We start from the raw sequence: 23,744 nt of genomic DNA on the forward strand, positions 1-23,744 counted from the left end.
CGGACGGGAAGCCCTTGATGCCGCCCCCGTGCCAGGTCACTCGCGTGATCCCGTTCGTTCACTCTAGTCACTCGATATGACAGTTCCAACTGCAAAGCCCCGTAAGGAGACTTGGTTCACCGGCCCTGCCTGCGGCGGCTGTCCCGCACCACCGTCGCACTGCCCGCGACCACCGCGACCAGCACCCCGCCGATGCCGAGCGCGTACGTCGCGTACCGCTCGTCGCGCTCCTGCGGGGTCTCCGAGAGCGCGAGATGCGCCGGTTCGGGGGCCGGCGGCTTCGGCGGACCCGGGTCCGGGGCCGGGGCCTCCGGCGGGCCCGCGTCGCCGTCCAGCGCGCGTACGGGATCGACGACGCCCCAGCCGATGAAGTTGTCACGGCCGTTGACGGCGCGCTCGGCCGTCTGCTCGATCTGGGCGACGATCTGGTGCGCCTTCCACTTCGGGTACTTGGCGCGCAGCAGGGCCGCGACCCCGGCGACGTACGGGGCGGAGAAGCTCGTGCCGTTGTCGACGCACTGGCCGCCGCCGGGGACGGTGGAGACGATGTCGACACCGGGCGCCGCGACCCCCACGAACTCACCGGCCTGCGAGAACGCGGCACGTTCGTTGTTGCGGTCGGAGGAGGCGACGGCGAGTACGCCGTCGAAGGCGGCCGGATAGGTGTTCTTGAGCTCTCCGGCCATGCCGTCGTTCCCGGCGGACGCGACGACGACGATGTCCTGCGCGATCGCACGTGCGACCGCCCGGCCGAGGTCCGACTGCGGGCCCAGCGCCTGCGTCGTGTCCTGTGAGATGTTGATGACGTCGGCCCTGTTGGCGATGGCGTGGTCGATCGCGTCCGCCATCGTGTTGGACTTGCCGCTGTTCTTCTCGTCGTTCTGGCGGATCGGGATGATCGTGGCCTCGGGGGCGAGCCCGACGAAGCCGGTGCCCTTGCGGGGGCGGGCGGCGATGATTCCCGCGACCTTGGTGCCGTGGCCGACCTCGTCGACCGTGCCGTCGGTCTTCCCCCGGTCGCTGTCCCGGTCGTCCTTGCCGGGCTTGAGGAAGTCCCTGCCGGCCGAGGCGTCGACGGCGGGCCTGAGCTGCGGGTTGACGTCGTCGACTCCGGTGTCGATGACGGCGACACGGATGCCCTTGCCCTTGGTGTCCTGCCACAGTTCGTCGAGAAGCACCCGCTGGAGCGACCACGGGATGCTCGCGATCTGCTTCTTCATCGGGAAGGTGCACTCGCCGCTGCCGTCGAGGCCGACTGCAGGGCCGGGGCCGGGGCCGGCGGGGGGTTCCGCCGCCTGCGCGGCCGGGGCCACGGACATCAGGCCGGTGAGGGCGGCGGCGGCCAGCAGAGCAGCCGTACGGTACGTCACTGGCGCATCCCTCACGAACCCTGCGGCTGGCGCGCGCTGTTGGTGTCCAGGCGCGGGCCCTTGGACAGGAACTCCGACCAGGTGATCGGTACGAGCGTGGGGACGACCTGCTCGTAGCCGAGGCGGATCTGTGCCTGGCTGGGCTCGGGCCGGCCGTCCTGCTGCTTCTTCTGGTCGCCGGTGCCGATGTCGGAGCGGGCGGTGTCACTGTCGCCGTTCGACTGGACCGCGTACCGCAGACCGGTGTCCGTCACGAGGAACAGCGAGCCGTCAGGGCTGGTCTGCCTGCCCTGGACCTGGGTGTAGAGCAGGCCGCTGCCGGGAGTGACGTACGTGCTGGTGCCGCCCGCGGTGATGTCCGCCGGGTACGTGGTGCCGGCCCAGGCGGACAGGGTCGTCCGTCCCTTGTCGTCGACCTTGCGCAGGACGCTGCAGACCGTGTCCCGCGCGCCGGCCCCGCCCGTGGAGTTGACCTGCTCGGACCGCTTCGAGGGCCAGCGCAGCTCCGCGCCGAAGGCCTCGGACTCGGGCTCGAACGAGGCCGCGTCCACGGTCGTCGCGCTGCCGTCCATGTCGAGGGAGGCTGTCTGCGGGGAGTTGATGAGCAGCCAGGCGGTGAAGTCCGAGACCGGCCGGACCTTCCCGGGCAGCACGACGTAGTGCTGCGGGCCGGAGCCCGTCTGCGCCTGGAGGACCATGCCGATGCGGTCCTCGGTCTCGGTGAGACCGCCGCCGATGCCCGCGCTCGTCCCGGCCGCTCCGGGGATCTCGGGGAATTCGACGGGGCTGCCTTCGTGAAGCGTGGCCAGCCAGTCGTCGGTGACGGCCTGCGGCTCCCGGCTGCCGACGAGGGCGCGAGTGAGGACGGCGGCGTCCGAATCCTCCCCGAGCACCTGGTACTTGATGCCGCCCGCGTCGACGAGATAGCGGTCGCCGTTCTGGCCCTTGACGTAGAGCACCTGTCCGCTGGTGAGCCGCTGCTTGCCCTCGGTCTTGGGCAGATCGCGCTCGGCGAGGACGAACGTCGCCTTCTGCACGCTGGCGCCCTTTCCGCCGCCTGGCTGTTCGCAGACGGCCCAGCGCTTGGGCTTGGCAGCCTCCGCGTCGTCGGGCAAGCGGTCGGGGGCGTACGGAATGCCGAGGATCGGTCCGCGCGGAGGATTGCCCGCGTCGAGTACGTCATCACTGACCTGGATGACCCCGAACTCCTGCGGGTTGAGCAGGAGACGGGCGGAGGCAAGGTTGAGCACGGGGTGCAGCAGCTTCTTCTTGCCGGTGGAGAGCACCACGTAACGGGTCGTGGACTCCTTGCCGACGATCACCTTGGCGCCCGGCTTGTCCCAGCCCTTGGGCGCCTTGGGCTTGAACATGCCGAAGGCACCGAAGCCGGCCACGATGAGTGCGCCGACGACGAGGCTCGGGACGACGGCGCGCAACGGGCGCGGCGCCCCCTCCTCCGTACCCGTGGGTGAGGGTTGGAGGAATGCGGCCACCGTGCGCTTCTTCGCAAAGGTGTACGCGTTGAGCTCATCCCGCCGTGATGCCATGAGTCCCCATTGGTCGAAAAGCCACAGTCCTCACCGCGGGCCGGGAGCGAGCGCTCCCCGGAACCCGGTTGTCGGACCGGCCCCCTACTATGCCTGTTGATCGAGGGCGCTTGCGGGGCGGGTAGGGTGATGCCGCCGCCAATGCCCTGGCGGGCCAGGGTGATCGGGACGAATCGGGGGGTTTCTCCATCATGGCTTCCGCGACGCGCACGCGGGCGGCCGCGGCCGCGCCGTCCACCGTGGCCCCCTCCGCTCCGGCCCCCGGTACGCCCCGGCGGTCACGGTCCGCCGCACCGCCGGCAGGGGATCGGGGCACGGCCGCGCCGCGCCTCAAGGCCCGTGCCGGACACTTCGGTTCGTTCCGATTGCAACAGCTCGTGCTGATCGAGTGCGCGGCCGCGCTGCTCCTCGTCGCCTGGGTGACCCAGCCCCTGCTGCTCGTGCCGGCCGGCGTGGTTGCCGCGCTGCTGGTGCTGCTGGCCGTGCTCCGCAGGCACCGGCGCTCGCTGCCCGAGTGGCTCTCGACGGTGATGGCCCTGCGCGCACGGACGCGCAGGGCCGCCTCGCTGGTCCTGCCGCCGGACACCGAGCCCGGGCTCGCGCCCGTCGTCGAGTGCGACCCGGCCCTGCGCACCTATTCGTACAGCGACCGCGACCGGCGCCCGGTCGGAATGATCGGTGACGGCACGTTCCTGACGGCTGTCCTGCAGGTCGAGTCGGACGCGACGGCGCTGCGCCCGGACCGCGGCGCACAGCCGCTGCCCGTGCGTCTCGTACGGGACGTGCTCGACGTCGACGGGATACGCCTGGAGTCGGCGCAGGTCGTGCAGCACACCCAGCCCGCCCCGGCTCCGCATCTTCCGCAGCAGTCGGTGGCCGCGCGCAACTACGCGCCGCTGCAGGCGCAGACGGGTGCGCCTGCGCTCCGGATCACCTGGATCGCGCTCAAGCTCGACCCCGAGCTCTGCCCCGAGGCGGTCGAGGCGCGCGGCGGCGGACTGGCGGGTGCCCAGAAGTGCGTGGTGCGTGCGGCCGACCAGCTGGCAAGCCGACTGGTCGGGGCCGGGTTCGGCGCGACCGTGCTGACCGAGCAGGAGCTCATCGGGGCCGTCGCGACCTCCACCTGCGCCAACCCGATGGCGACAGCGCAGGCGAGCCGGGCCGATGTGCCGGGGCGGCGCACCGAGGAGACGTCGCGGACCTGGCGCTGCGACGACCGCAGGCACACGACGTACTGGGTCGGGCGATGGCCACAGCTGCGCGGAGGCGGCGCCCCGGGAGGCGCGTCGATGCCTCAGCTCGTCGCGCTGCTCACGTCGCTGCCCGCCCTCGCCACGACCTTCAGCCTCACGCTGGGGCGCGGCGACCGGCAGGAGGTGACCGTGACCGGGCATGTGCGGATCACCGGACGGAGCGACGAGGAGCTGGTGAGCGCCCGTCATGAACTGGAGCGTGCGGCGCGCGGGGTGAAGACCGGACTGGTCCGGCTGGACCGTGAGCAGCTGCCGGGACTGCTGGCCTCGCTGCCGCTGGGGGGTGCGCGCTGATGTCCATGCCGACTTCTGTACCGCCGGGTTCTGTGCCGCGGTCTTCCGGGACACCGGCTGCCGGGGTGGCTTTCCCCGCGGTGCCGCCGTCGTCCGCGGTGCCGTCGTCGTCCGCAGTGCCGCCTGCCGGGTCGTCCGTACGGAGTGGGCGCGGTGCCCAGCCCTCGGGACGCGGCGGCAGGCCGAGGATCGGCTTCGGGCTCATCGGGCCGCGCCGCGATCGGCACGCCGTTGCGCTGGATCAACTGGATGCGCTGGCCCTGCCGGTCGGCGACGACGGCATGGTGATCGGTGTGGACGCCGAGGGCCGCCCGGCCGTGCTCGGCATCAACCGGCCCACGCCGTACGAGGTCACCCTGATCGGCGGCCTGTGGACGGCACAGGTCATGGCGCTGCGCGCGGCCGCGACGGGTGCACGGATCACCGTCGAGACGGGCCGGGCCCCGGCCTGGACGAGCCTTGCCCAGGCGGCCGGCGGCGGGCAGTCGTGCATCACCCTGCACGACGTTGGGCGGGTACCGCCGCAGGGGCCGTCGGCGGGCAGCCCCGTCGTGGTCGTGCGCGACTGCGGAATGCGGCCGCCGCGCGGACGGGTGGTGTCGGGGCCCTGGCAGTCGGTGGTGACGCTGCTGCCGTATCTCAGCCCGGTGGCACCGAGGCTGATGGAGAAGTCGACCCTGGTCGGCATTCAGCGGGTGTCTCCGGACGAGGCCGCCCAGATCGGCCGCATCATGAGTCTGCCGCGGGGCGAGACGGAGGCACTCTCCACTCTTGCCGATGGTGTGACGTTGTGGTGCACGGCGCGTGACCGTCAGTTCGTCATGACGCAGGCGACGGACGCCGAGACCGGGCTCCTGGGCACCGCGCGCCGGATGGACTGACCCGGGTCCGTACGGATTTGACCGGTTCGACCTTCGCGCTGAGCCGCATTGAGGTCACTTCGCGGTCACTTGAGGGCAGGACGTGACGCACGGGACAGTCGGCGGCGACCGGTCCGCCCTGCCGTACTGACAGTGTTGACGATTAGGCTGGGAGTGGGCGCGGCGAGAACCTGCGGGCAGGTGCGTCGCGTCACACGGGGGAGAGCCGGGCGGGTCGGGCCGACGGTGACGGTCGCCCCCACCCACGACGGCACAAGGGTGCTCGACCACAGGAGGCAAAGTGAACGGCGATCGGGACGAGATCCGCGAGGGCTGGAACACGCCCGTCGACGATCAGTCCGACGCGGAGCCCGCCGAGATGACGGGTGAGTTCACCATCGACTACACCCCGCCGGCCTGGTACACGCAGAATGCGTCGGGGGACACCGGTGGTCAGGGAGCGACGCCTCCGCCGCCGTCCGGAGCGCCGATAGCCGTGCCCGGGCTGCCCGCGGGAAGCGGCTTCGAGCCCAACTGGGCGCCTGCGCCTGCGTCTCCTGCTCCTGCCGCGCCGGTTCCCGTTGCTCCGGCTCCGGCTCCGGCTCCGGCACCTCCCGTCGCCCCGATTGCTCCGGTCGTCGCGTCCGCGGACCCGGGGCCCTATGAGTCGCAGCCGTTCGGCGGCGGGGACCTGGAGAGCGGGGCGACGATGCGCTTCTCCCCCGCCGCACTGAAGCGCGAGATCGTGGAGCGCGAAGCCGCTGCCGCTGCCGAGTTGCCCGCCGAGGCGGCGGGTGAGGCACCGGTCGAAGACGACGTCCCGGCCGCGGAGGCCGACGCACCGTCTGTCGAGACCGGCGACTCCGAGACCACGGACGCCGAGGCCACGGACCCGGTGGATGCCGTGGACGGCGCGGACGGCGCGGACGGCGCGGACGGCGAGCAGGACGTTACGCCCGAGGACGCGGTCGACACCCAGGACGGCGACGGAGACGGCGAGGCGGAGTCCTCCCCCGAGGACGCAGTACGGATCACGACAGAGGACGCCGTCGTCGAACCGGCCGATTCCGTACCGACGGACGTGCCCGCCGATACGCAGTCGGACTCCGTTCCGCAGGACACCCCGCCCGCCCCGGCCGCGGCCCAGCCCTGGGCTCCCCCGCCGGTGGCGCAGGGCACCGGCCTGCCGCCGCTGCCCCCGGCATTCCACCCGGCCGCCCCGGCGGCCGCGCCGCAGTGGCCCGTATCGGCGTCAGAGCCGGCGGACAGGCCGGCCCTGCCGGCTCCGGCGGCCGACGCCGTTCCTCAGCACGGCGCAACCCCCAACCTGCCCGCTCAGCAAGATGGGTACGGCTTCCCCCAGCCGGGACAGCCCGTCCAGCCCGCGCCCACGGCACCGCACCCGGCCGCACAGCAGGGCGGATACGGCTTCCCGCAACCCGGACAGCCCGCCCAGCCCGCGCCCACGGCACCGCACCCGGCCGCACAGCAAGGTGGGTACGGCTTCCCCCAACCCGGACAGCCCGCCCAGCCCGCCCAGCCCGCCCAGCCCGCGCCCACGGCACCGCACCCGGCCGCACAGCAAGGTGGGTACGGCTTCCCCCAACCCGGACAGCCCGGACACCCCGGCCCCGGCGCCCCCGCAACCCCCAACCTGCCCCCACAGCAGGGCGGATACGGCTTCCCCCAACCCGGACACCCCGGCCCCGCGGCCCCCGCAACCCCCAACCTGCCCGCACAGCAGGGCGGATACGGCTTCCCCCAACCCGGACAGCCCGGACACCCCGGGGCTCCCGCGCCGCTGCCGCCCGCCGCGCCCGCGCCCCACGCGCCGCAGTTCCCGGTTCAGCAGGGCCAGGGACAGGCCCCTGGACAGCCGCAGGCTCAACCGCAGCCGCAGCCGCCTGCCGGTCCGGTCGACCCGCGCACCGGGGCCGCGTGGCCGACCCCGATGACGCACGACCAGCGCGAGCGTTCCGTACCGGGCGCCCCGCTCGGGTACACCGCGGCCGTCGAGCTGTCCTCCGACCGTCTTCTGCGCAACAACAAGCAGAAGGCCAGGTCGAGCCGTAACCCCTCCGGTGCGGCTGCCCGCTTCAAGATCGGCGGAAAGAAGGAGGAGCAGGAGAGGCAGCGCAAGCTCGACCTCATCCGCACCCCGGTGCTGTCCTGCTACCGGATCGCGGTCATCAGCCTCAAGGGCGGTGTCGGCAAGACCACGACGACCACCGCGCTCGGCGCGACCCTCGCCACCGAGCGGCAGGACAAGATCCTGGCGATCGACGCCAACCCGGACGCCGGCACGCTCGGCCGCCGCGTGCGCCGGGAGACCGGGGCCACCATCCGCGACCTGGTCCAGGCGATCCCGTATCTGAACTCGTACATGGACATCCGCCGCTTCACGTCGCAGGCGCCCTCCGGTCTGGAGATCATCGCCAACGACGTGGACCCGGCCGTCTCCACGACGTTCAACGACGAGGACTACCGGCGTGCGATCGACGTGCTGGGCAAGCAGTACCCGATCATCCTCACCGACTCCGGCACCGGTCTGCTCTACAGCGCGATGCGCGGGGTGCTGGACCTCGCCGACCAGCTGATCATCATCTCCACCCCGTCCGTCGACGGCGCGAGCAGCGCGAGCACCACGCTCGACTGGCTCTCGGCGCACGGCTACGCGGAGCTGGTACAGCGCTCGATCACCGTGATCTCGGGTGTCCGGGAGACCGGCAAGATGATCAAGGTCGAGGACATCGTGCAGCACTTCGAGACGCGCTGCCGCGGCGTCGTGGTCGTGCCGTTCGACGAGCATCTGTCGGCGGGCGCCGAGGTCGACCTCGACATGATGCGCCCGAAGACCCGCGAGGCGTACTTCAACCTGTCGGCGATGGTCGCCGAGGACTTCGTACGGGCCCAGCAGGCACAGGGCCTGTGGACGTCGGAGGGCCACGGTCACCAGCCGCCGCACTTGGCACCGCCGATGCCCGGCCGGCCCGTGCCGGGTCAGCCGATGCCCGGCCAGCCCGTGCCGGGTCAGCCGTACGCCCCCAACCCGCAGCAGCCGCCCTACGGCGGACAGCAGCCGTACGGCGCCCAGCCCCCGTACGGCGGACACCAGCCCTACCCGCCGCAGCCGGGCGTGCAGCAGGCCTGGCAGCAGTCGCTGCCCTCCCAGGCCCAGTCGGCGGCGAGCCCGGCCGGTCCTCCCCCGCCGCAGCCCGGCGGTCCGGGTCAGCCGCAGCCCGGCCACCCGCACCCGGGACAGCACGGCCACCCGGGGCAGCCCGGTCTGCAAGGTCAGCCCGGTCTGCAGGGTCCCGTCCCGCCCGCCGGACATCCCCACCAGCAGCCCCCGCAGCAGCCTCCGCAGGCGCCGCCAGCCCCTCAGCAGTAGGGCAGCAAGGGTATAGACCAATGAGGGCCCGCATCGTGATCCACGGTGCGGGCCCTTCCGTATTCCCGCAGCCCACAAGGGGTTTGACGCTTCGCCAAGGGCATCGTTGACACGTCTAGACCGCGCTGATAAACCTTCGCTTCACCAGTGGGCGCCCCAAGATCCACGTGCCTTCTCCGAGCGAGCAACGACGCGAGGTCAACGTCTCATGGTCACTAACGCTCCATCACGAAACGCACGGCAGCACCCGTTCATCCGACTGCTCCTCGCCTCCGGGGTCGCCGCCTCCGTACTGGTGGTCGCCCCCCAGCAGGCGCAGGCGGACGACGACGCCAAGGACGGCGGCAAGAACGTCCTCACCGTCGCCGTCTCGCAGAGCGTGGACTCCCTGAGCCCGTTCCTCGCGCAGCGGCTTCTCTCCACCAGCCTTCACCGGCTGATGTACGACTACCTCACGAACTACGACGTCAAGGACGCGAGTACGGTCCCCGGCCTCGCCACCGAGTGGAAGTCGTCGCCGGACAAGCTGACGTGGACGTACACCATCCGCAAGGACTCCAAGTGGTCCGACGGCAAGCAGGCCACGGCCGAGGACGCCGCCTGGACGTTCAACAAGATGATGACCGACGAGAACGCCGCCACCGCCAACGGCAGCTTCACGGCCAACTTCAGGACCGTCACCGCCCCGGACCCCGAAACCCTGGTCATAGAGCTCAAGCAGCCGCAGGCCACGATGACGGCCCTCGACGTCCCGATCGTGCCGAAGCACGTCTGGGAGAAGGTCGACGACTTCTCGAAGTTCAACAACGACAAGCAGTTCCCCATCGTCGGCAACGGGCCGTACATCCTCACCGACTTCAAGGTCGACCAGTACGTCAAGTTCACGCCGAACAAGGACTTCTGGCGCGGGGCGCCGAAGTTCGACGAGCTGGTGTTCAAGTACTACAAGGACGGTGACGCGGCGGTCGCCGCGCTGCAGAAGGGCGAGGTGTCCTTCGTCTCCGGACTCACCCCGGCTCAGGCCGCCTCGCTCAAGGCGGCGAAGAACATCAAGGTCAACGACGCGCCAGGGCGCCGCTTCTTCGCCCTCGCCACCAACCCGGGCGCGCAGTCGAAGGACGGCAAGAAGTTCGGCACCGGACACCCGGCCCTCCTCGATCCGGCCGTCCGCAAGGCGCTGTTCCACGCCGTCGACCGCAAGACGATCATCGACAAGGTCTTCCAGGGCCACGCCGTGGAGGGCGAGGGATACATCCCGCCGCGCTTCGGCTCGTACTTCTGGAAGCCGGCCCCGGAGCAGAAGATCGGCTACGACCCCGCAAAGGCCGCGGCACTGCTCGACCAGGCCGGGTACAAGAAGAACGGCAGCGGAAAGCGTGCGGGCAAGGACGGCAAGCCGCTGGACTTCCGGATCCTCTGCCACGCCACCGACCCGAACGACAAGGCGATCGGCAAGTACCTGCAGGAGTGGTGGGGCGAGCTCGGCATCGGGCTGAAGGTCGACTGCCTCGACAACGTCTCCGACCCCTGGGTCGCGGGCGACTACGACCTGGCGTTCGACGGCTGGTCCGTCAACCCCGACCCGGACTTCGTCCTGTCCATCCACACCTGCGCCGCGCTGCCCGCCACGCCCAAGGACACCGGCGCCACGGACAACTTCATCTGCGACAAGACGTTCGACGAGCTGTATGCGAAGCAGGCCGTGGAGTACGACGCGGCCAAGCGCGCCGAACTGGTCAAGCAGATGGAATCCCGGCTGTACGACACCGGGTACATGAATGTCATGGCGTATCCGAACGCCGTGGAGGCGTACCGTACGGACCAGATCAAGTCCATCAAGACCATGCCGGAGGCCGCCGGCAACATCTACGGCCAGGACGGCTACTGGAGCTGGTGGTCCGCCGAGCCTGCCGGTGACAGCGGATCGTCCGACAGCGGCTCCTCCGCCGTCGCCGTGGGGATCGGTATCGGTGCGATCGTCGTTCTCGCCGCCGCGCTGGGCCTCTTCGTCAGCCGGCGTCGCCGGGCCAGCACGGAAGACCGTGAATAGTCCATGAGCAGCACCGCAAGCACCACCACCACGACCACCGCCGTGGCGCGGGCCCCCGGATCCCCCGAGGCCCGCGCCGCGCGCGGCACCCGAATCGCCTATCTGAGGTACGTGGCGGGCAAGCTGGGCGGCGCGGCCGTGTCGCTGGTGGCCGTCCTCGTCACCAGCTTCTTCCTCTTCAGGATCATCCCGGGCGACCCGGTCAAGGCCATGACCCATGGCATGCCGACCAGCGCCGAGCAACTGGCCACCCTGCGCCGCCAGTTCGGTCTCGACCTGCCGCTGTGGCAGCAGTTCACGGACTACTGCGCGCATGCGCTGACCGGCGATCTCGGGACGTCGTACCAGTTCCACGCCCCCGTCGGCGAGCTCATCGCGCAGAAGGTTCCCGCGACGCTGCTGCTGACCGGTGTCGCCGTGATGATCTACTCGGCGCTCGGCCTGTGGCTCGGCACGCGCTCCGCCTGGCGGCACGGCGGGCTCGGCGACAAGCTCAACACGGGCGTGGCGCTGACCCTGTGGTCGGTGCCGTCCTTCTGGCTCGGACTGCTGCTGATCATCGTGTTCTCGGTGGGCGTCGGCCCGGTGCCGGGGATGTTCCCGACCGGCGGCATGGAGTCCGGCAGCGAGACGGGCATCGCCTACGTGTTCGACGTGGCGCACCACATGGTGCTGCCGGTGCTCACCCTGGTCGCGGTGGGGTATGCGCAGACGCTGCTGGTGATGCGCTCCTCGCTGCTCGACGAGATGGGCAGCGACTATCTGACGACGGCACGCGCGAAGGGGCTCCGGGACGACGACGTACGCCGCCGGCATGCCGTGCCCAATGCGCTGCTGCCGACCGTGACCATGGTGTTCATCAACCTGGGGCATGTGGCGGCCGGTTCGATCCTCGTCGAGACGGTGTTCTCCTGGCCGGGCCTCGGCGGCCTGTTCTACCAGGCGCTGAGCGTTCCCGATCTGCCCCTCGTCCAGGGGCTGTTCGTGGTGTTCGCGGGGGCGATGATCGTGATGAATCTGCTCGCCGATCTGCTGTATCCCCTGCTCGACCCGAGGGTGGGCCGATGACCAGCACACTCGTATGGGAGCGCCGCCGTGGTTCGGTGGCCCGCTTCTGGCGCCAGTACCGTACGCACCGGGCGGGTGTCGCCGGGCTCGCCGGGCTCGCGCTCCTCGCCCTGATCGCGCTGGCCGCGCCGCTGCTGGTCGGCAGCGACGTCCAGAGCGTCACCGACGCCCCCGGCACGGCACTGGAGTCGCCGAGCTCGGCATTCCCGCTCGGGACCGACCAGTTCGGGCGCTCGCTGCTCGGACTGCTGATCTGGGGGGCGCGGATCTCGCTCACCGTGGGGCTGCTCGCCGCAGCCCTGTCGGTGGCCATCGGCACCCTGGTCGGCATCCTTGCGGGGCACTACGGCGGCTGGTTCTCGACGGTCGTCATGCGCATCACCGACTGGTTCCTGGTGATGCCGACGCTCGTGCTGGCGATCGTCCTGGCGACGGTGATGTCGCGCAGCGTGTGGACGGTGATCCTGGCGATCGGAGTCACGTCCTGGCCGACGACGGCACGGCTGGTCCGCGCGCAGACGATCGCGGTCGAGTCCCGCCCGTACATCGAGCGTGCGAAGGCGCTCGGCGGCGGGCACGGGCACGTCATGGCCCGCCATGTGCTGCCGAACGTGATGCCGCTGGTGCTCGCCCAGACGACCCTCGGCATCTCCAGCGCGATCCTGACCGAGGCGACGCTCGCGTTCCTCGGACTCGGCGACCCGACGGTCGTGTCGTGGGGCGGCATGCTCCAGGACGCGCGGGAGGCCGGGGCCGTGTCCTCGGGCCACTGGTGGTACCTGGCCCCGCCCGGAATCGCGGTCGCGCTGGTCGCGCTGGCGTTCACGCTGTGCGGACGGGCCGTCGAATCCGTGCTCAACCCGAAGCTGGGGGTGGGTCGTTGAATCTCCTCGAGATCAAGGACCTGAAGGTCACGTACGGGACGGGGGCGGCAGCCGTGCCCGCCGTACGAGGCGTCGACCTGACCGTGGAGGCGGGGCAGAAGCTCGGCCTCGCCGGGGAGTCGGGGTGCGGGAAGTCCACGCTGGCGCTGGCGCTGCTGCGGCTGCTGCCCGCGTCGGCCCGGCTGACCGGGGAGATCCTGCTGGACGGCGAGGACGTCCTGGCCATGAAGTGGGGCCGGCTGCGGGCCGTGCGGTGGGCGGGCGCGTCGATCGTGTTCCAGGGCGCCATGCACTCGCTCAACGCCGTGCAGCGGGTCGGCGACCAGATCGCCGAGCCCCTGCTCGTCCACCGGCAGGCGACTCCGGGCGCGGCACGAAGGCGCGTGGGCGAACTGCTGGAGCATGTCGGACTGCCGGCCGCGCGCGCGGAGGCGTATCCGCACGAACTGTCCGGTGGCCAGCGACAGCGCGTGATGATCGCCATGGCGCTCGCCTGCGGCCCGCGGCTGATCGTCGCCGACGAGCCGACCACCGCGCTCGATGTGATGATCCAGGCGCAGATCCTGCGGCTCATCGAGCAGCTGGTGGCCTCGGAGGACATCAGCCTGCTGATGATCAGCCACGATCTGGCGGTGCTCGCGGACACGTGCGACCGACTCGCGGTGATGTACGCGGGGCGGGTCGTGGAGGAGGGCCCGGCGCGGGAGGTGTACGACGCGGCGCGGCACCCGTACGGGCGGGCCCTGTCGGCGGCGTTCCCGCGGATCGGCGACCCGGCGTCGCGTCGTGCACCCCAGGGGCTGCCGGGTGACCCGCCGGACCCGGCGTCGCTGCCGGGCGGCTGCGCGTTCCACCCCCGCTGCCCGGTGGCACTGGAGGTGTGCGCCGAGGACGACCAGCAGCTGCGCGATGCGGGGGCGGGACGGCGGGCGGCGTGCGTGCACGTCGGGGCAGGGGTGCAGGCATGACGAACGTCGAGGAGTCCTCCATGACCACAACGCCCCTGATGTCGGCGGCCGGCCTGCGGGTGGTGTTCCCCGGTCGCCGGGGCTCGGCGGCCGCGCGTGCCGTGGACGGGGTCGATCTGGACATCGGCGCCGGGGAGATCGTCGCGCTCGTCGGCGAGTCCGGCTGCGGCAAGACGTCGCTCGCGCGGACGCTGCTCGGGCTGGTCGAGCCGACGGCGGGCCGGGTGACGTTCGGCGGTGCGCCGCTGTCCTACGGGTCGCGGGCGCTGAAGGCCTACCGCAAGCGGGTCCAGCTCGTGCTGCAGGACCCCAGCGGCTCGCTCAACCCGCGGCACACCGTGTACGACGCGGTGGCGGAGGGGCTGCGGATCCACGGGTACGACGGGGACGAGCGGGCGGCCGTCGCCGAGGCTCTCTCCCGGGCGGGGCTCCGGCCGCCCGAGCGCTTCTTCCTGCGCTATCCGCACGAACTGTCCGGCGGCCAGCGACAGCGCGTCGTCATCGCGGGCGCGCTGGTCCTGGAGCCCGAACTGATCGTCGCCGACGAACCGGTGGCCTCGCTGGACGCGTCCGTACGGGGCGAGATCCTGGCCCTGCTGCTGAGACTGCGGGACGAGCTGGGCCTCTCCGCGCTGGTGGTGACCCACGATCTGGGCCTGGCCTGGAACATCGCGGACCGGGTCGCCGTGATGTACCTGGGCCGGATCGTGGAGACGGGCACGGTGGAGTCGGTCCTGACGAACCCTCGGCACCCGTACACGCAGGCGCTGCTGTCGGTGCTCCCCGAGTCCGCCGAGCCGCCGGTGGTCCTCACCGGGGAACCCCCGGACCCCTCCCGCATCCCCTCCGGCTGCCGCTTCCACGCCCGCTGCCACGTCCTCGCCTCGGGCGCGGCGGACGCCGCGGGCGTGGCTCCCCGCTGCCGCACGGAGGACCTCCCCGTCCTCCCGGGCACGGGCACGAGCGCGGTGGCCTGTCACTGGGCGGCAGCACGCTGAGTTGCCCCGGGCCGCGTTCCGTATGCAGCCCGGTGGGCGGTTTGTGCCCACCCTCCTCCGTGGCCCTTCGGGCATAGGAGGTACCCCCACCTCCCTCAAGACTCCGTCGTGGGGGGGGACCCTGGGGGGTGCCTCCCAAGCGAAGCTCTGGGGAGAAACGACCGCCCACAAGCCACTGGCGCGACGGCCGCCCACCGTGCTCAGCCACCGGGGCCGGCCCCCGAGGGGGACGCGCAGGGGTCGCGTTCTGGACGCAAAGGCGCCCGCAGCTCGCGCGAAGCGCGGTGAGGACCGACTGTCCGGGACATGAGCCCCGGAGCGGACCCCAGCGGCAACCGCACGCCACGGGCAACCCCACACACCCAGCCCGCCCGGGGTCCCCCCACGCCGCAGGGCGTTGGGGGAGCTTGTGGACGGACACCCCGGACGCCGACCCGGCACCGGGTCACCCCGCACCCCGCACGGCCCAGCCGCGGGCGCGGGCAGCCGCGGAGGTCCGGAGGGCGCTACGCGTCGTACGCCGCCGTGAGTTCGCGCGCCCGCTTCACATCCGCCGCAATCGCGTCCAGCAGCGCCTCGATGGACGCGAACTTCTCCATGCCGCGGACGTAGGCGAGGAAGTCCACGGCCACGTGGAGCCCGTACAGGTCGAGGCCGACGCGGTCGATCGCGTACGCCTCGACCGTGCGCTCCGTGCCGTCGAACTGCGGGTTCGTGCCGACGGAGACGGCCGCGGGCATGCGCTCGCCATCGGCCGTGAGCCAGCCGGCGTACACACCGTCCGCGGGGATCGCGGTGTGCGGGAGCGTCTCGACGTTCGCCGTCGGGTAGCCCAGCTCGCGGCCGCGCTGGGCGCCGCGGACGACGACGCCCTCGACGCGGTGGGGGCGGCCGAGGATCTCGGCGGCGCCTTCGACGTCGCCCTCGGCGACGAGTCGGCGGGTCAGCGTCGACGAAAAGGGCTCGCCGCCGCCCGCTTCGCCGCGCACGTACAGGTCGACGACCTCGACCTCGTAGTCGTACGTACGTCCCAGCTCGGTCAGGAAGTCGACGTTCCCCGCCGCCTTGTGGCCGAAGCGGAAGTTCGGGCCCTCGATCACGGCGCGGGCATGGAGCTTGTCGACGAGGACCTTCACGATGAAGTCCGCGGGCGAGAGCTTGGAGAACTCCGAGGTGAAGGGGAGGATCAGCACGGCGTCCACGCCGAGCTCCGCCATCAGCTCGGCGCGCCGGTGGTGCGGGGCGAGCAGCGGCGGATGGCTGCCGGGGCGCACGACCTCGCTCGGGTGCGGGTCGAAGGTGACGACGACCGACGGCACGCCGAACTCACGTGCACGCTCCACGGCCCGCCCGATGATCAACTGGTGGCCCCGGTGCACACCGTCGTAGGAACCGATGGTGACGACGCTGCGCCCCCAGTCCTGGGGAATGTCCTCCAAGCCACGCCAGCGTTGCACTGTGACCGCTCCTCGCCCGAAGCCGGTCCGAACCCGAACCGAACCTGTGTACGTGATTACCGATTACGCAGGTCTAAGACTGCCATGCCCGCCGCCGTCGGTTGGAATCGGCACCTTGCTGTCCGGTCCTCGGCCCCCGCCGCGCGCCCGCGCCGACGGTCGTGCGCAGCGAACGCGCCCCCCGGTGCTCCCCGGTTCACTCCGAGCGCCCGCCCTCCGGGGTGAATCGGTGCGGCGCCGTGGACAGACCCCTTCCGAGGGGGATCGTGGAGCGGGCAGCGGCCGTGCCCGCTCCACGGTGGAGGCACTGGAGGCCCGGGAGTCCCCGGAGAGAGCGGGCCCGTCACGCGCGTCGGGCGAAGCCGTCAGGCGCAGCTCAGGCGAAGATCGCGAGGCTCTTCGCCTTGCCCTTGTGCTGTTCCACGAGGGCCAGGAGCCGGTCCTCCGGCCCGAAGACCGCCACAGGCCCCTCTGCCCCGTATGCCGGCATGTCCAGCCGTACGCCGTTGACCAGCAGCCGGGCCTGCTTCTCGTCGACGTTCCAGCGCGGGAACGCCGCCGCGGCGGCCTCGCCGATCGGCATGACCGTCAGCTCCTCCTGGAGCTGGTCCAGCGTCTTCGCCACATCGAGCTTGTACGGGCCCACACGAGTGCGGCGCAGCGCGGTCAGATGACCGCCGACGCCGAGCCCGGCACCCAGGTCACGGGCGAGGGCACGGATGTACGTACCCGAGGAGCAGACGACCGAGACGACGAGGTCGACGACGGGGGTGCCGTCGTCCGCCACGGCCTCGCGGATGTCGTACACCTGGAAGGACGAGACGGTCACCGGCCGGGCGGGGATCTCGAAGTCCTCGCCGCCGCGCACGCGCGCGTACGACCGCTTGCCGTCGATCTTGATGGCGCTGACCTTGGACGGGACCTGCATGATGTCGCCGGTCAGCTCGGCGACGCCCGCGTAGACGGCGTCGCGCCCGACCCCCGACGCGTCGGTGGACGAGGTGATCTCGCCCTCGGCGTCGTCCGTGACCGTGTTCTGGCCGAGCCGGATCGTGCCGAGGTACTCCTTCTCGGTCAGTGCGAGATGGCCGAGGAGCTTGGTGGCCTTCTCGACACCGAGGACCAGGACACCCGTGGCCATCGGGTCGAGCGTGCCGGCGTGACCGACGCGGCGCGTCCTGGCGATGCCGCGCATCTTGGCGACGACGTCGTGCGAAGTGAAGCCGGACGGCTTGTCGACGATGACAAGTCCGTCCGGCGTCCTGTTGTGCTGTGTCATTCGGAGGCTGCGTCCCCGTCCTCGTCCTCGTCCTCCGGCTTGCGGTACGGATCGGCGTCGCCGGCGTACGTCTTGCCCGTGGAGGCCTCACGGACCTCTGCGTCCTTGGCGCGCGCCTTGTCGAGCAGATCGTCGATCGTGCGCGCGTTGTCGGGGAGGGCGTCCGGGACGAAGCTGAGGGTCGGCGTGAAGCGGACCCCGGTCTGCCGGCCGACCTCGGAGCGGAGGACGCCCTTGGCGGACTCCAGCGCCGCGGCGGACGCGGCACGCTCCTCGTCGTCCCCGTAGACCGTGTAGAAGACCGTGGCCTCCCGCAGGTCGCCGGTGACACGGGCGTCCGTGATCGTGACGAAGCCCAGCCGCGGATCCTTGATTCGCCGGTCCAGGGTCTCCGCGACCACGACCTGGATGCGATCGGCCAGCTTGCGGGCCCGCGCGTTGTCGGCCACCGGTCCTTCTCCTCTTTCTTGCCGGGGTCCGGGGTTGGCCCCCGGGAAATGCAGTCTGCTGTCTGCTAGTCGTCGTCGCTGTGCAGCCGCCGTCGAACCGACAGCAGCTCCACTTCGGGCCGGCCGGCGACAAGGCGCTCGCACCGGTCCAGCACGTCTGTGAGGTGTCCCGGATCCCCGGACACCGCCGCGAGGCCGATCTCGACCCTGCGGTGAAGGTTCTGCCCGCCCACCTCGGCCACCGCCACCGCGTATTTGCGCTGGAGCTCGGCCACGATCGGGCGGACTACGGAGCGTTTCTCCTTCAGCGAGTGGACGTCGCCGAGGAGCAGATCGAAGGACAGCGTCCCCACAAACATGTATGTCCGGATGTCCCGCCGGTACGGGTTTGGGTATGTCCTGCCCGCTCTTGGCAGGGACATCAAGAACCGTACACGCAACGGCCGGGGCCGATCGACGGGATTACGTCCCGTCGACCGGCCCCGAACACCGCGTGCGTCAGCCGCGCGGCTTCTCGCGCATCTCGTACGTCGCGATGACGTCGTCGACCTTGATGTCGTTGAAGTTTCCGAGGTTGATACCACCCTCGAAGCCTTCGCGGATCTCGGTGACGTCGTCCTTGAAGCGACGCAGACCCTCGATGTTGAGGTTCTCCGCGATGACCTTGCCGTCGCGGATGAGGCGGGCCTTGGTGTTCCGCTTGACCTCGCCGGAGCGGATGAGGACACCCGCGATGTTGCCCAGCTTGGACGAGCGGAAGACCTCGCGGATCTCCGCCGTACCGAGCTCGACCTCTTCGTACTCCGGCTTGAGCATGCCCTTGAGGGCCGCCTCGATCTCCTCGATCGCCTGGTAGATGACCGAGTAGTAGCGGACGTCCACACCCTCGCGCTCGGCCATCTGCGTGGCACGCCCTGCGGCGCGCACGTTGAAGCCGATCACGATGGCGTCGGAGCCGGTCGCCAGGTCGATGTCCGACTCGGTGACCGCACCGACACCGCGGTGCAGCACCCGGATGTCGACCTCTTCGCCGACGTCGAGCTGGAGCAGCGAGGACTCGAGAGCCTCCACCGAACCGGACGCGTCGCCCTTGATGATGAGGTTGAGCTGCTGGATCTCGCCGGCCTTGAGCACCTTGTCGAGGTCCTCGAGGGACACCCGGCGGGTGCGCTTGGCGAACGCGGCGTTGCGCTCACGGGCGGCACGCTTCTCGGCGATCTGGCGGGCCGTACGGTCCTCGTCGACAACCAGGAAGTTGTCGCCGGCGCCCGGGACGTTGGTGAGACCCAGGACCAGGACGGGAGTCGACGGAGTCGCCTCCTCGACGTTGTTGCCCTTGTCGTCGAGCATCGCGCGGACTCGGCCGTACGCGTCGCCGACGACCATCGTGTCACCGATGCGGAGGGTGCCTCGCTGGACCAGGACGGTCGAGACGGCACCGCGGCCGCGGTCGAGGTGGGACTCGATCGCGATGCCCTGTGCGTCCTGCTCCGGGTTGGCACGGAGGTCCAGGGCGGCGTCCGCCGTCAGGACCACGGCCTCCAGCAGCTTGTCGATGTTCAGACCCTGCTTGGCGGAGATGTCGACGAACATGGTGTCGCCGCCGTACTCCTCGGCCACCAGGCCGAACTCGGTCAGCTGACCGCGCACCTTCGTCGGGTCCGCACCCTCGACGTCGATCTTGTTGACCGCGACCACGATCGGCACGTCGGCCGCCTTGGCGTGGTTCAGCGCCTCGATCGTCTGGGGCATCACACCGTCGTTGGCCGCCACCACGAGGATCGCGATGTCGGTCGACTTGGCACCACGGGCACGCATGGCGGTGAACGCCTCGTGACCCGGGGTGTCGATGAAGGTGATGCGACGCTCTTCGTCGTTGACGTCGGTGGAGACCTGGTACGCACCGATGTGCTGCGTGATGCCGCCGGCCTCGCCCGCGACGACGTTCGTCTTGCGGATCGCGTCCAGCAGTCGGGTCTTACCGTGGTCGACGTGACCCATGACGGTCACCACCGGCGGACGCGCGACCAGGAGTTCCTCGCCGCCCTCGTCCTCACCGAACTCGATGTCGAAGGACTCGAGCAGCTCGCGGTCCTCCTCCTCGGGGCTGACGACCTGAACGGTGTAGTTCATCTCGTCGGCGAGGAGCTGCAGCGTCGCGTCGGACACGGACTGCGTGGCCGTGACCATCTCGCCGAGGTTCATCATCACGGCGACGAGCGACGCCGGGTTGGCGTTGATCTTCTCCGCGAAGTCGGTGAGGGACGCACCGCGCGACAGGCGAACGGTCTCGCCGTTGCCGCGAGGCAGCATCACGCCGCCGACCGACGGGGCCTGCATGGCCTCGTACTCCTGGCGCCTCTGCCGCTTCGACTTGCGGCCACGACGGGCCGGACCGCCGGGACGGCCGAAGGCGCCCTGCGTGCCACCACGGCCGCCGGGACCACCCGGACGTCCGCCGAAGCCGGGACGGCCACCGCCGCCACCGAAGCCGCCACCGCCACCGCCGCCGCCGGGGCCACCGCCACCGGGACGACCGGCGAAGCCGCCGCCACCACCACCGGGACGACCGCCACCGCCGGGACCCGCGGGACGACCCGCGAAGCCACCGCCGGGACGACCGGCACCGCCGGGACGACCGGCACCACCGGGACCGCGGCCGCCGCCACCGGGGCCGCCGCCGGGACGCGGGCCCGCAGCGGGACGCTGCGGCATCATGCCCGGGTTCGGACGGTTACCACCGGGACCCGCGGGGCCACCGGCGGAGCGGGGCGCCTGCGGACGCGGCATGCCGCCCGGAGTCGGACGGGACCCGCCGGGACCGGCCTGCGGACGGGAACCGCCCTGACCGGCGCCCTGCGGACGCGGACCACCCGGGGCACCGGGGCCACCGGGACGCGGGGCACCGCCCGGACGGGGCGCCTGCGGGCGCGCCATGCCGCTGGAGCCACCAGAGGTGAACGGGTTGTTGCCCGGACGCGGACCCGCGGGACGGGCACCGCCCGAACGCGGGGCCTGACGCTCGCCACCGGGGCGCGGGGCACCCGGGCGGGCACCGCCACGCTCGCCCTGGCCCGGACGGGCAGCAGGACGCGGGCCGGGAGTGGCACCGGGCCGGGGACCGGCGGCCGGAGCCGACGGGGGCGCGGTGAACTCGGGCGCGGCCGGAGCGGCCGGGGCCGGCTTCGGGGCGGCCGCGGGCTTGGGACCCGGGGTCGGCCGCGGGCCGGGGGCCGGGGCCGAGGCCGAGGCCGCGGGAACAGTCTTGGAAGCCTCGGCGGCCGCCGGCTTGGGGGCCGGGGCACCGGGCTTGGGGGTAGCGGGACGCGCCGCCTGCGCCGGGGAGGGCGCGGCGGGCTTCGCGGGCGCCGTCTTGCGCGGCGCCGCGGGCTTTCCTGCAGCACGGCCGGAGCCGCTGCCCTGCTGGAAAGCATCAGTCAATTTGCGTACAACCGGCGCCTCGATCGTCGAGGACGCCGAACGGACGAATTCACCGAGTTCTTGGAGCTTGGCCATGACGACCTTGCTCTCCACACCGAACTCCTTGGCGAGTTCGTATACCCGGACCTTAGCCACTTCGCTCCTTTTAGGTCCGGGTTACCGCCGGACCGTCGCTACTTCATGGGCGTACTCATCGCGTACTCATCGAGTGCTCATCGCAATCTCGACCTACTTCCAACTCGCGAGGTACCTGACCGCACGGCGGTTCCGTGCCGTACTTCTTCTTACGGTGCTGCCTGCTCGACATACCGGCGAACATCCGCGACATCGAGCGGTCCCTGGACCTTGAAGGCCCTCGGGAACGCCCGGCGGCGGACCGCCAGGTCGAGACAGACCGAGGCGGGGTGCACATACGCACCCCGGCCGGGCAGCGTACCGCGCTGGTCGGGGACGCATGCGCCCTCGACCGCCACGATGCGCAGCAGATCGCTCTTGGCCGCTCGCTCCCGGCATCCCACGCAGGTTCGCTCAGGGCATGCGCGGACGTGCGTCCGGCCAGACACGCTCAAGTCTACCTCCCCGCACCGACCTCACCCCTTTGGGGCAAAAATCGAACAGTTGATGGCTCAAAACCCGTGGCGATCTCCCCGTGTCCGAACGGGTACCCGCCGTGGCCTATTCCCTGGGATCCGGGGGTCCGAGGGACGTCCCCCGTACGAGCACAGCCCGGCGCCCGGGGGGTCGTCCCCCCGGGCACTGCCCGTCGGCGGGATGCCGACGGAAGAGTGTCAGTCCTGCTCGGGGCCCGGCTCCGGCGCCTGCTCCGTGTCCGGACGGATGTCGATACGCCAACCGGTGAGCCGGGCGGCCAGACGGGCGTTCTGCCCTTCCTTGCCGATCGCCAGCGACAGCTGGTAGTCGGGCACCGTCACCCGGGCGGAGCGGGCGCCGAGGTCGACGATCTCGACCTTCGAGACCCGGGCCGGGGAGAGTGCGTTGGCGACCATCTCGGCCGGGTCGTCCGACCAGTCGACGATGTCGATCTTCTCGCCCAGCAGCTCGGCCATGACATTGCGCACACGTCCGCCCATCGGACCGATGCAGGCGCCCTTGGCGTTGAGCCCGCTGCGCGTCGACCGCACGGCGATCTTGGTGCGGTGGCCGGCCTCACGGGCGATCGCCGCGATCTCGACCGAGCCGTCGGCGATCTCGGGGACCTCCAGGGCGAAGAGCTTCTTCACCAGATTGGGGTGGGTCCTCGACAGGGTGACGGACGGACCGCGCACGCCCTTGGCCACCCGGACGACGTACGTCCGCAGGCGCAGGCCGTGCGTGTAGTCCTCACCGGGAACCTGCTCCTGCACCGGCAGGATGGCCTCCAGCTTGTCGTCCAGACGGACCAGGACGTTCTTGGGGTCCTTGCCCTGCTGGACCTGACCGGCGACGACATCGCCCTCGCGGCGGGCGTACTCGCCGAAGGTCACGTCGTTCTCGGCGTCCCGCAGCCGCTGCTGGATGACCTGGCGGGCCGTGGAGGCGGCGATGCGGCCGAAGTCGTGCGGGGTGTCGTCGAACTCGCGGGGCTCCTGGCCCTCCTCGAGCTCGGACGGGTCCTCCTTCGCCCACACGGTCACATGCCCGGTCTGACGGTTGAGCTCGACCCGTGCGTGACGGCGGCTGTCCGGGGTGCGGTGGTACGCGATGAGGAGGGCCGACTCGATCGCGTCGACCAGCAGGTCGAAGGCAATCTCCTTCTCCTGCGCCAGGCCCCTCAGGAGCTTCACGTCGATGTCCACGGCTACGCCTCCTCTTCCTTCTTGTCCTTACGGCTGAACTCGATCTCCACGCGCGCCTTGGCGATCTCGCCGAAGGCGATCCGCCGGACGGTGGGCTTACGGCCCTTCACGCCCGGCACCTCCAGGCCGAGGCCGTCGTCGTCCACGTCGAGGATCCGCGCGACCAGCTCGCCGGCCGGCTCCCCCTCCGGGGTGGTCAGCTGGAACCTGGCGAGCCGGCCCTTGGCGCGTACGTAGTGGCGGTGCTCCTTGAGCGGGCGCTCGGCCCCCGGCGAGGTCACTTCGAGCTGGTACTCGCCCTCGCCCATGGCGTCGGTCTCGTCGAGCTTGTCGGAGATGACACGGCTCAGCTCGGCGCACGCGTCGAGATCGACGCCCTCTTCGGAATCCACGACGACTCTCAGCACGCGGCGGCGGCCGGCCCGGGACAGCTCGATCTCTTCCAGATCCAGATCCACGGCGCTGACGAGCGGTTCGAGCAGTCCGCGCAGCCTCTCGCTCTGGGTGGTGCTCATCCGGGTGACTCCTCGGCCGCGTGTGCTGTTGTGGGTTTCGTCGTGTGTCAGCACAAAGGGTATCCGGTCGCGGAGGGTGTTGCCGTCCACGCAGGGCTGACCCGCAGGTACGCTCGCCTGCGGT

Annotated in this window: 18 protein-coding genes; 8 read left to right on the forward strand and 10 right to left on the reverse strand. The window is 71.3% G+C overall.

All coding sequences use genetic code 11. The annotated features are described in order from the left end of the window. Positions 1-116: 116 nt before the first annotated feature. Together mycP and eccB are read right to left on the reverse strand one after the other, a co-directional pair. Entirely contained in the window at positions 117-1,370 is a 1,254-nt protein-coding gene (gene mycP / locus ACWCP0_RS23410; protein WP_451080758.1) for a type VII secretion-associated serine protease mycosin, read from the reverse strand. A gap of 11 nt (positions 1,371-1,381) precedes the next feature. Then, positions 1,382-2,917: a type VII secretion protein EccB gene (gene eccB, locus ACWCP0_RS23415; protein WP_451080759.1), complete on the reverse strand. Its 1,536-nt coding sequence runs from the start codon at positions 2,915-2,917 to the stop codon at positions 1,382-1,384. A gap of 191 nt (positions 2,918-3,108) precedes the next feature. On the opposite strand from eccB, the gene eccE reads away from it, so the two are divergent. From eccE to ACWCP0_RS23455, 8 genes are all read left to right on the forward strand, one after another. After that, positions 3,109-4,464, forward strand: a complete 1,356-nt coding sequence (eccE, locus tag ACWCP0_RS23420; protein WP_451080760.1) for a type VII secretion protein EccE — start codon at positions 3,109-3,111, stop codon at positions 4,462-4,464. Further along, positions 4,464-5,345 (forward strand): hypothetical protein, encoded by an 882-nt coding sequence (locus ACWCP0_RS23425; protein ID WP_451080761.1) that lies wholly within the window; start codon positions 4,464-4,466, stop codon positions 5,343-5,345. The genes eccE and ACWCP0_RS23425 overlap by 1 nt, the downstream gene beginning before the upstream one ends. Before the next feature lie 280 nt (positions 5,346-5,625). After that, entirely contained in the window at positions 5,626-8,715 is a 3,090-nt protein-coding gene (locus tag ACWCP0_RS23430; protein ID WP_451080762.1) for an SCO5717 family growth-regulating ATPase, read from the forward strand. Between the two features lie 208 nt (positions 8,716-8,923). Beyond that, positions 8,924-10,765, forward strand: coding sequence for an ABC transporter substrate-binding protein (locus tag ACWCP0_RS23435; RefSeq protein WP_451080763.1), 1,842 nt, complete (start codon positions 8,924-8,926; stop codon positions 10,763-10,765). Positions 10,766-10,768: 3 nt separating this feature from the next. Next, complete coding sequence (locus tag ACWCP0_RS23440) at positions 10,769-11,833, forward strand: ABC transporter permease (protein ID WP_451080764.1); 1,065 nt, start codon at positions 10,769-10,771, stop codon at positions 11,831-11,833. Beyond that, positions 11,830-12,717 (forward strand): ABC transporter permease, encoded by an 888-nt coding sequence (locus tag ACWCP0_RS23445; protein WP_451080765.1) that lies wholly within the window; start codon positions 11,830-11,832, stop codon positions 12,715-12,717. The genes ACWCP0_RS23440 and ACWCP0_RS23445 overlap by 4 nt, the downstream gene beginning before the upstream one ends. Further along, positions 12,714-13,685, forward strand: coding sequence for an ABC transporter ATP-binding protein (locus tag ACWCP0_RS23450; RefSeq protein ID WP_451080766.1), 972 nt, complete (start codon positions 12,714-12,716; stop codon positions 13,683-13,685). The genes ACWCP0_RS23445 and ACWCP0_RS23450 overlap by 4 nt, the downstream gene beginning before the upstream one ends. Positions 13,686-13,705: 20 nt before the next feature. Next, positions 13,706-14,683 carry an oligopeptide/dipeptide ABC transporter ATP-binding protein gene (locus ACWCP0_RS23455; protein WP_451080767.1) on the forward strand — a complete coding sequence of 326 codons (978 nt, stop codon included), beginning with the start codon at positions 13,706-13,708 and terminating at the stop codon, positions 14,681-14,683. Positions 14,684-15,189: 506 nt separating this feature from the next. On the opposite strand, the gene ACWCP0_RS23460 is transcribed toward ACWCP0_RS23455, so the two are convergent. From ACWCP0_RS23460 to rimP, 8 genes are all read right to left on the reverse strand, one after another. Continuing rightward, positions 15,190-16,140, reverse strand: coding sequence for a bifunctional riboflavin kinase/FAD synthetase (locus tag ACWCP0_RS23460; protein WP_451080768.1), 951 nt, complete (start codon positions 16,138-16,140; stop codon positions 15,190-15,192). A 376-nt stretch (positions 16,141-16,516) separates the two neighbouring features. After that, positions 16,517-17,419 (reverse strand): tRNA pseudouridine(55) synthase TruB, encoded by a 903-nt coding sequence (gene truB, locus ACWCP0_RS23465; RefSeq protein WP_451080769.1) that lies wholly within the window; start codon positions 17,417-17,419, stop codon positions 16,517-16,519. Continuing rightward, positions 17,416-17,868, reverse strand: a complete 453-nt coding sequence (rbfA, locus tag ACWCP0_RS23470) for a 30S ribosome-binding factor RbfA (protein WP_451080770.1) — start codon at positions 17,866-17,868, stop codon at positions 17,416-17,418. Before rbfA ends, truB begins: the two co-directional genes overlap by 4 nt. Before the next feature lie 65 nt (positions 17,869-17,933). Continuing rightward, positions 17,934-18,227 carry a DUF503 domain-containing protein gene (locus tag ACWCP0_RS23475; RefSeq protein WP_351223651.1) on the reverse strand — a complete coding sequence of 98 codons (294 nt, stop codon included), beginning with the start codon at positions 18,225-18,227 and terminating at the stop codon, positions 17,934-17,936. Positions 18,228-18,366: 139 nt separating this feature from the next. Then, on the reverse strand, positions 18,367-21,444 hold the full coding sequence (infB, locus tag ACWCP0_RS23480; protein WP_451080771.1) for a translation initiation factor IF-2: 3,078 nt from the start codon (positions 21,442-21,444) through the stop codon (positions 18,367-18,369). A gap of 149 nt (positions 21,445-21,593) precedes the next feature. After that, positions 21,594-21,872, reverse strand: a complete 279-nt coding sequence (locus ACWCP0_RS23485; RefSeq protein WP_451080854.1) for a YlxR family protein — start codon at positions 21,870-21,872, stop codon at positions 21,594-21,596. A gap of 225 nt (positions 21,873-22,097) precedes the next feature. After that, positions 22,098-23,105: a transcription termination factor NusA gene (gene nusA / locus ACWCP0_RS23490; protein WP_351223647.1), complete on the reverse strand. Its 1,008-nt coding sequence runs from the start codon at positions 23,103-23,105 to the stop codon at positions 22,098-22,100. Between the two features lie 2 nt (positions 23,106-23,107). Continuing rightward, positions 23,108-23,620: a ribosome maturation factor RimP gene (gene rimP, locus ACWCP0_RS23495; RefSeq protein ID WP_451080772.1), complete on the reverse strand. Its 513-nt coding sequence runs from the start codon at positions 23,618-23,620 to the stop codon at positions 23,108-23,110. Between the last annotated feature and the right edge of the window lie 124 nt (positions 23,621-23,744).

It is taken from the genome of Streptomyces sp. NPDC001970 (genome assembly GCF_053594115.1).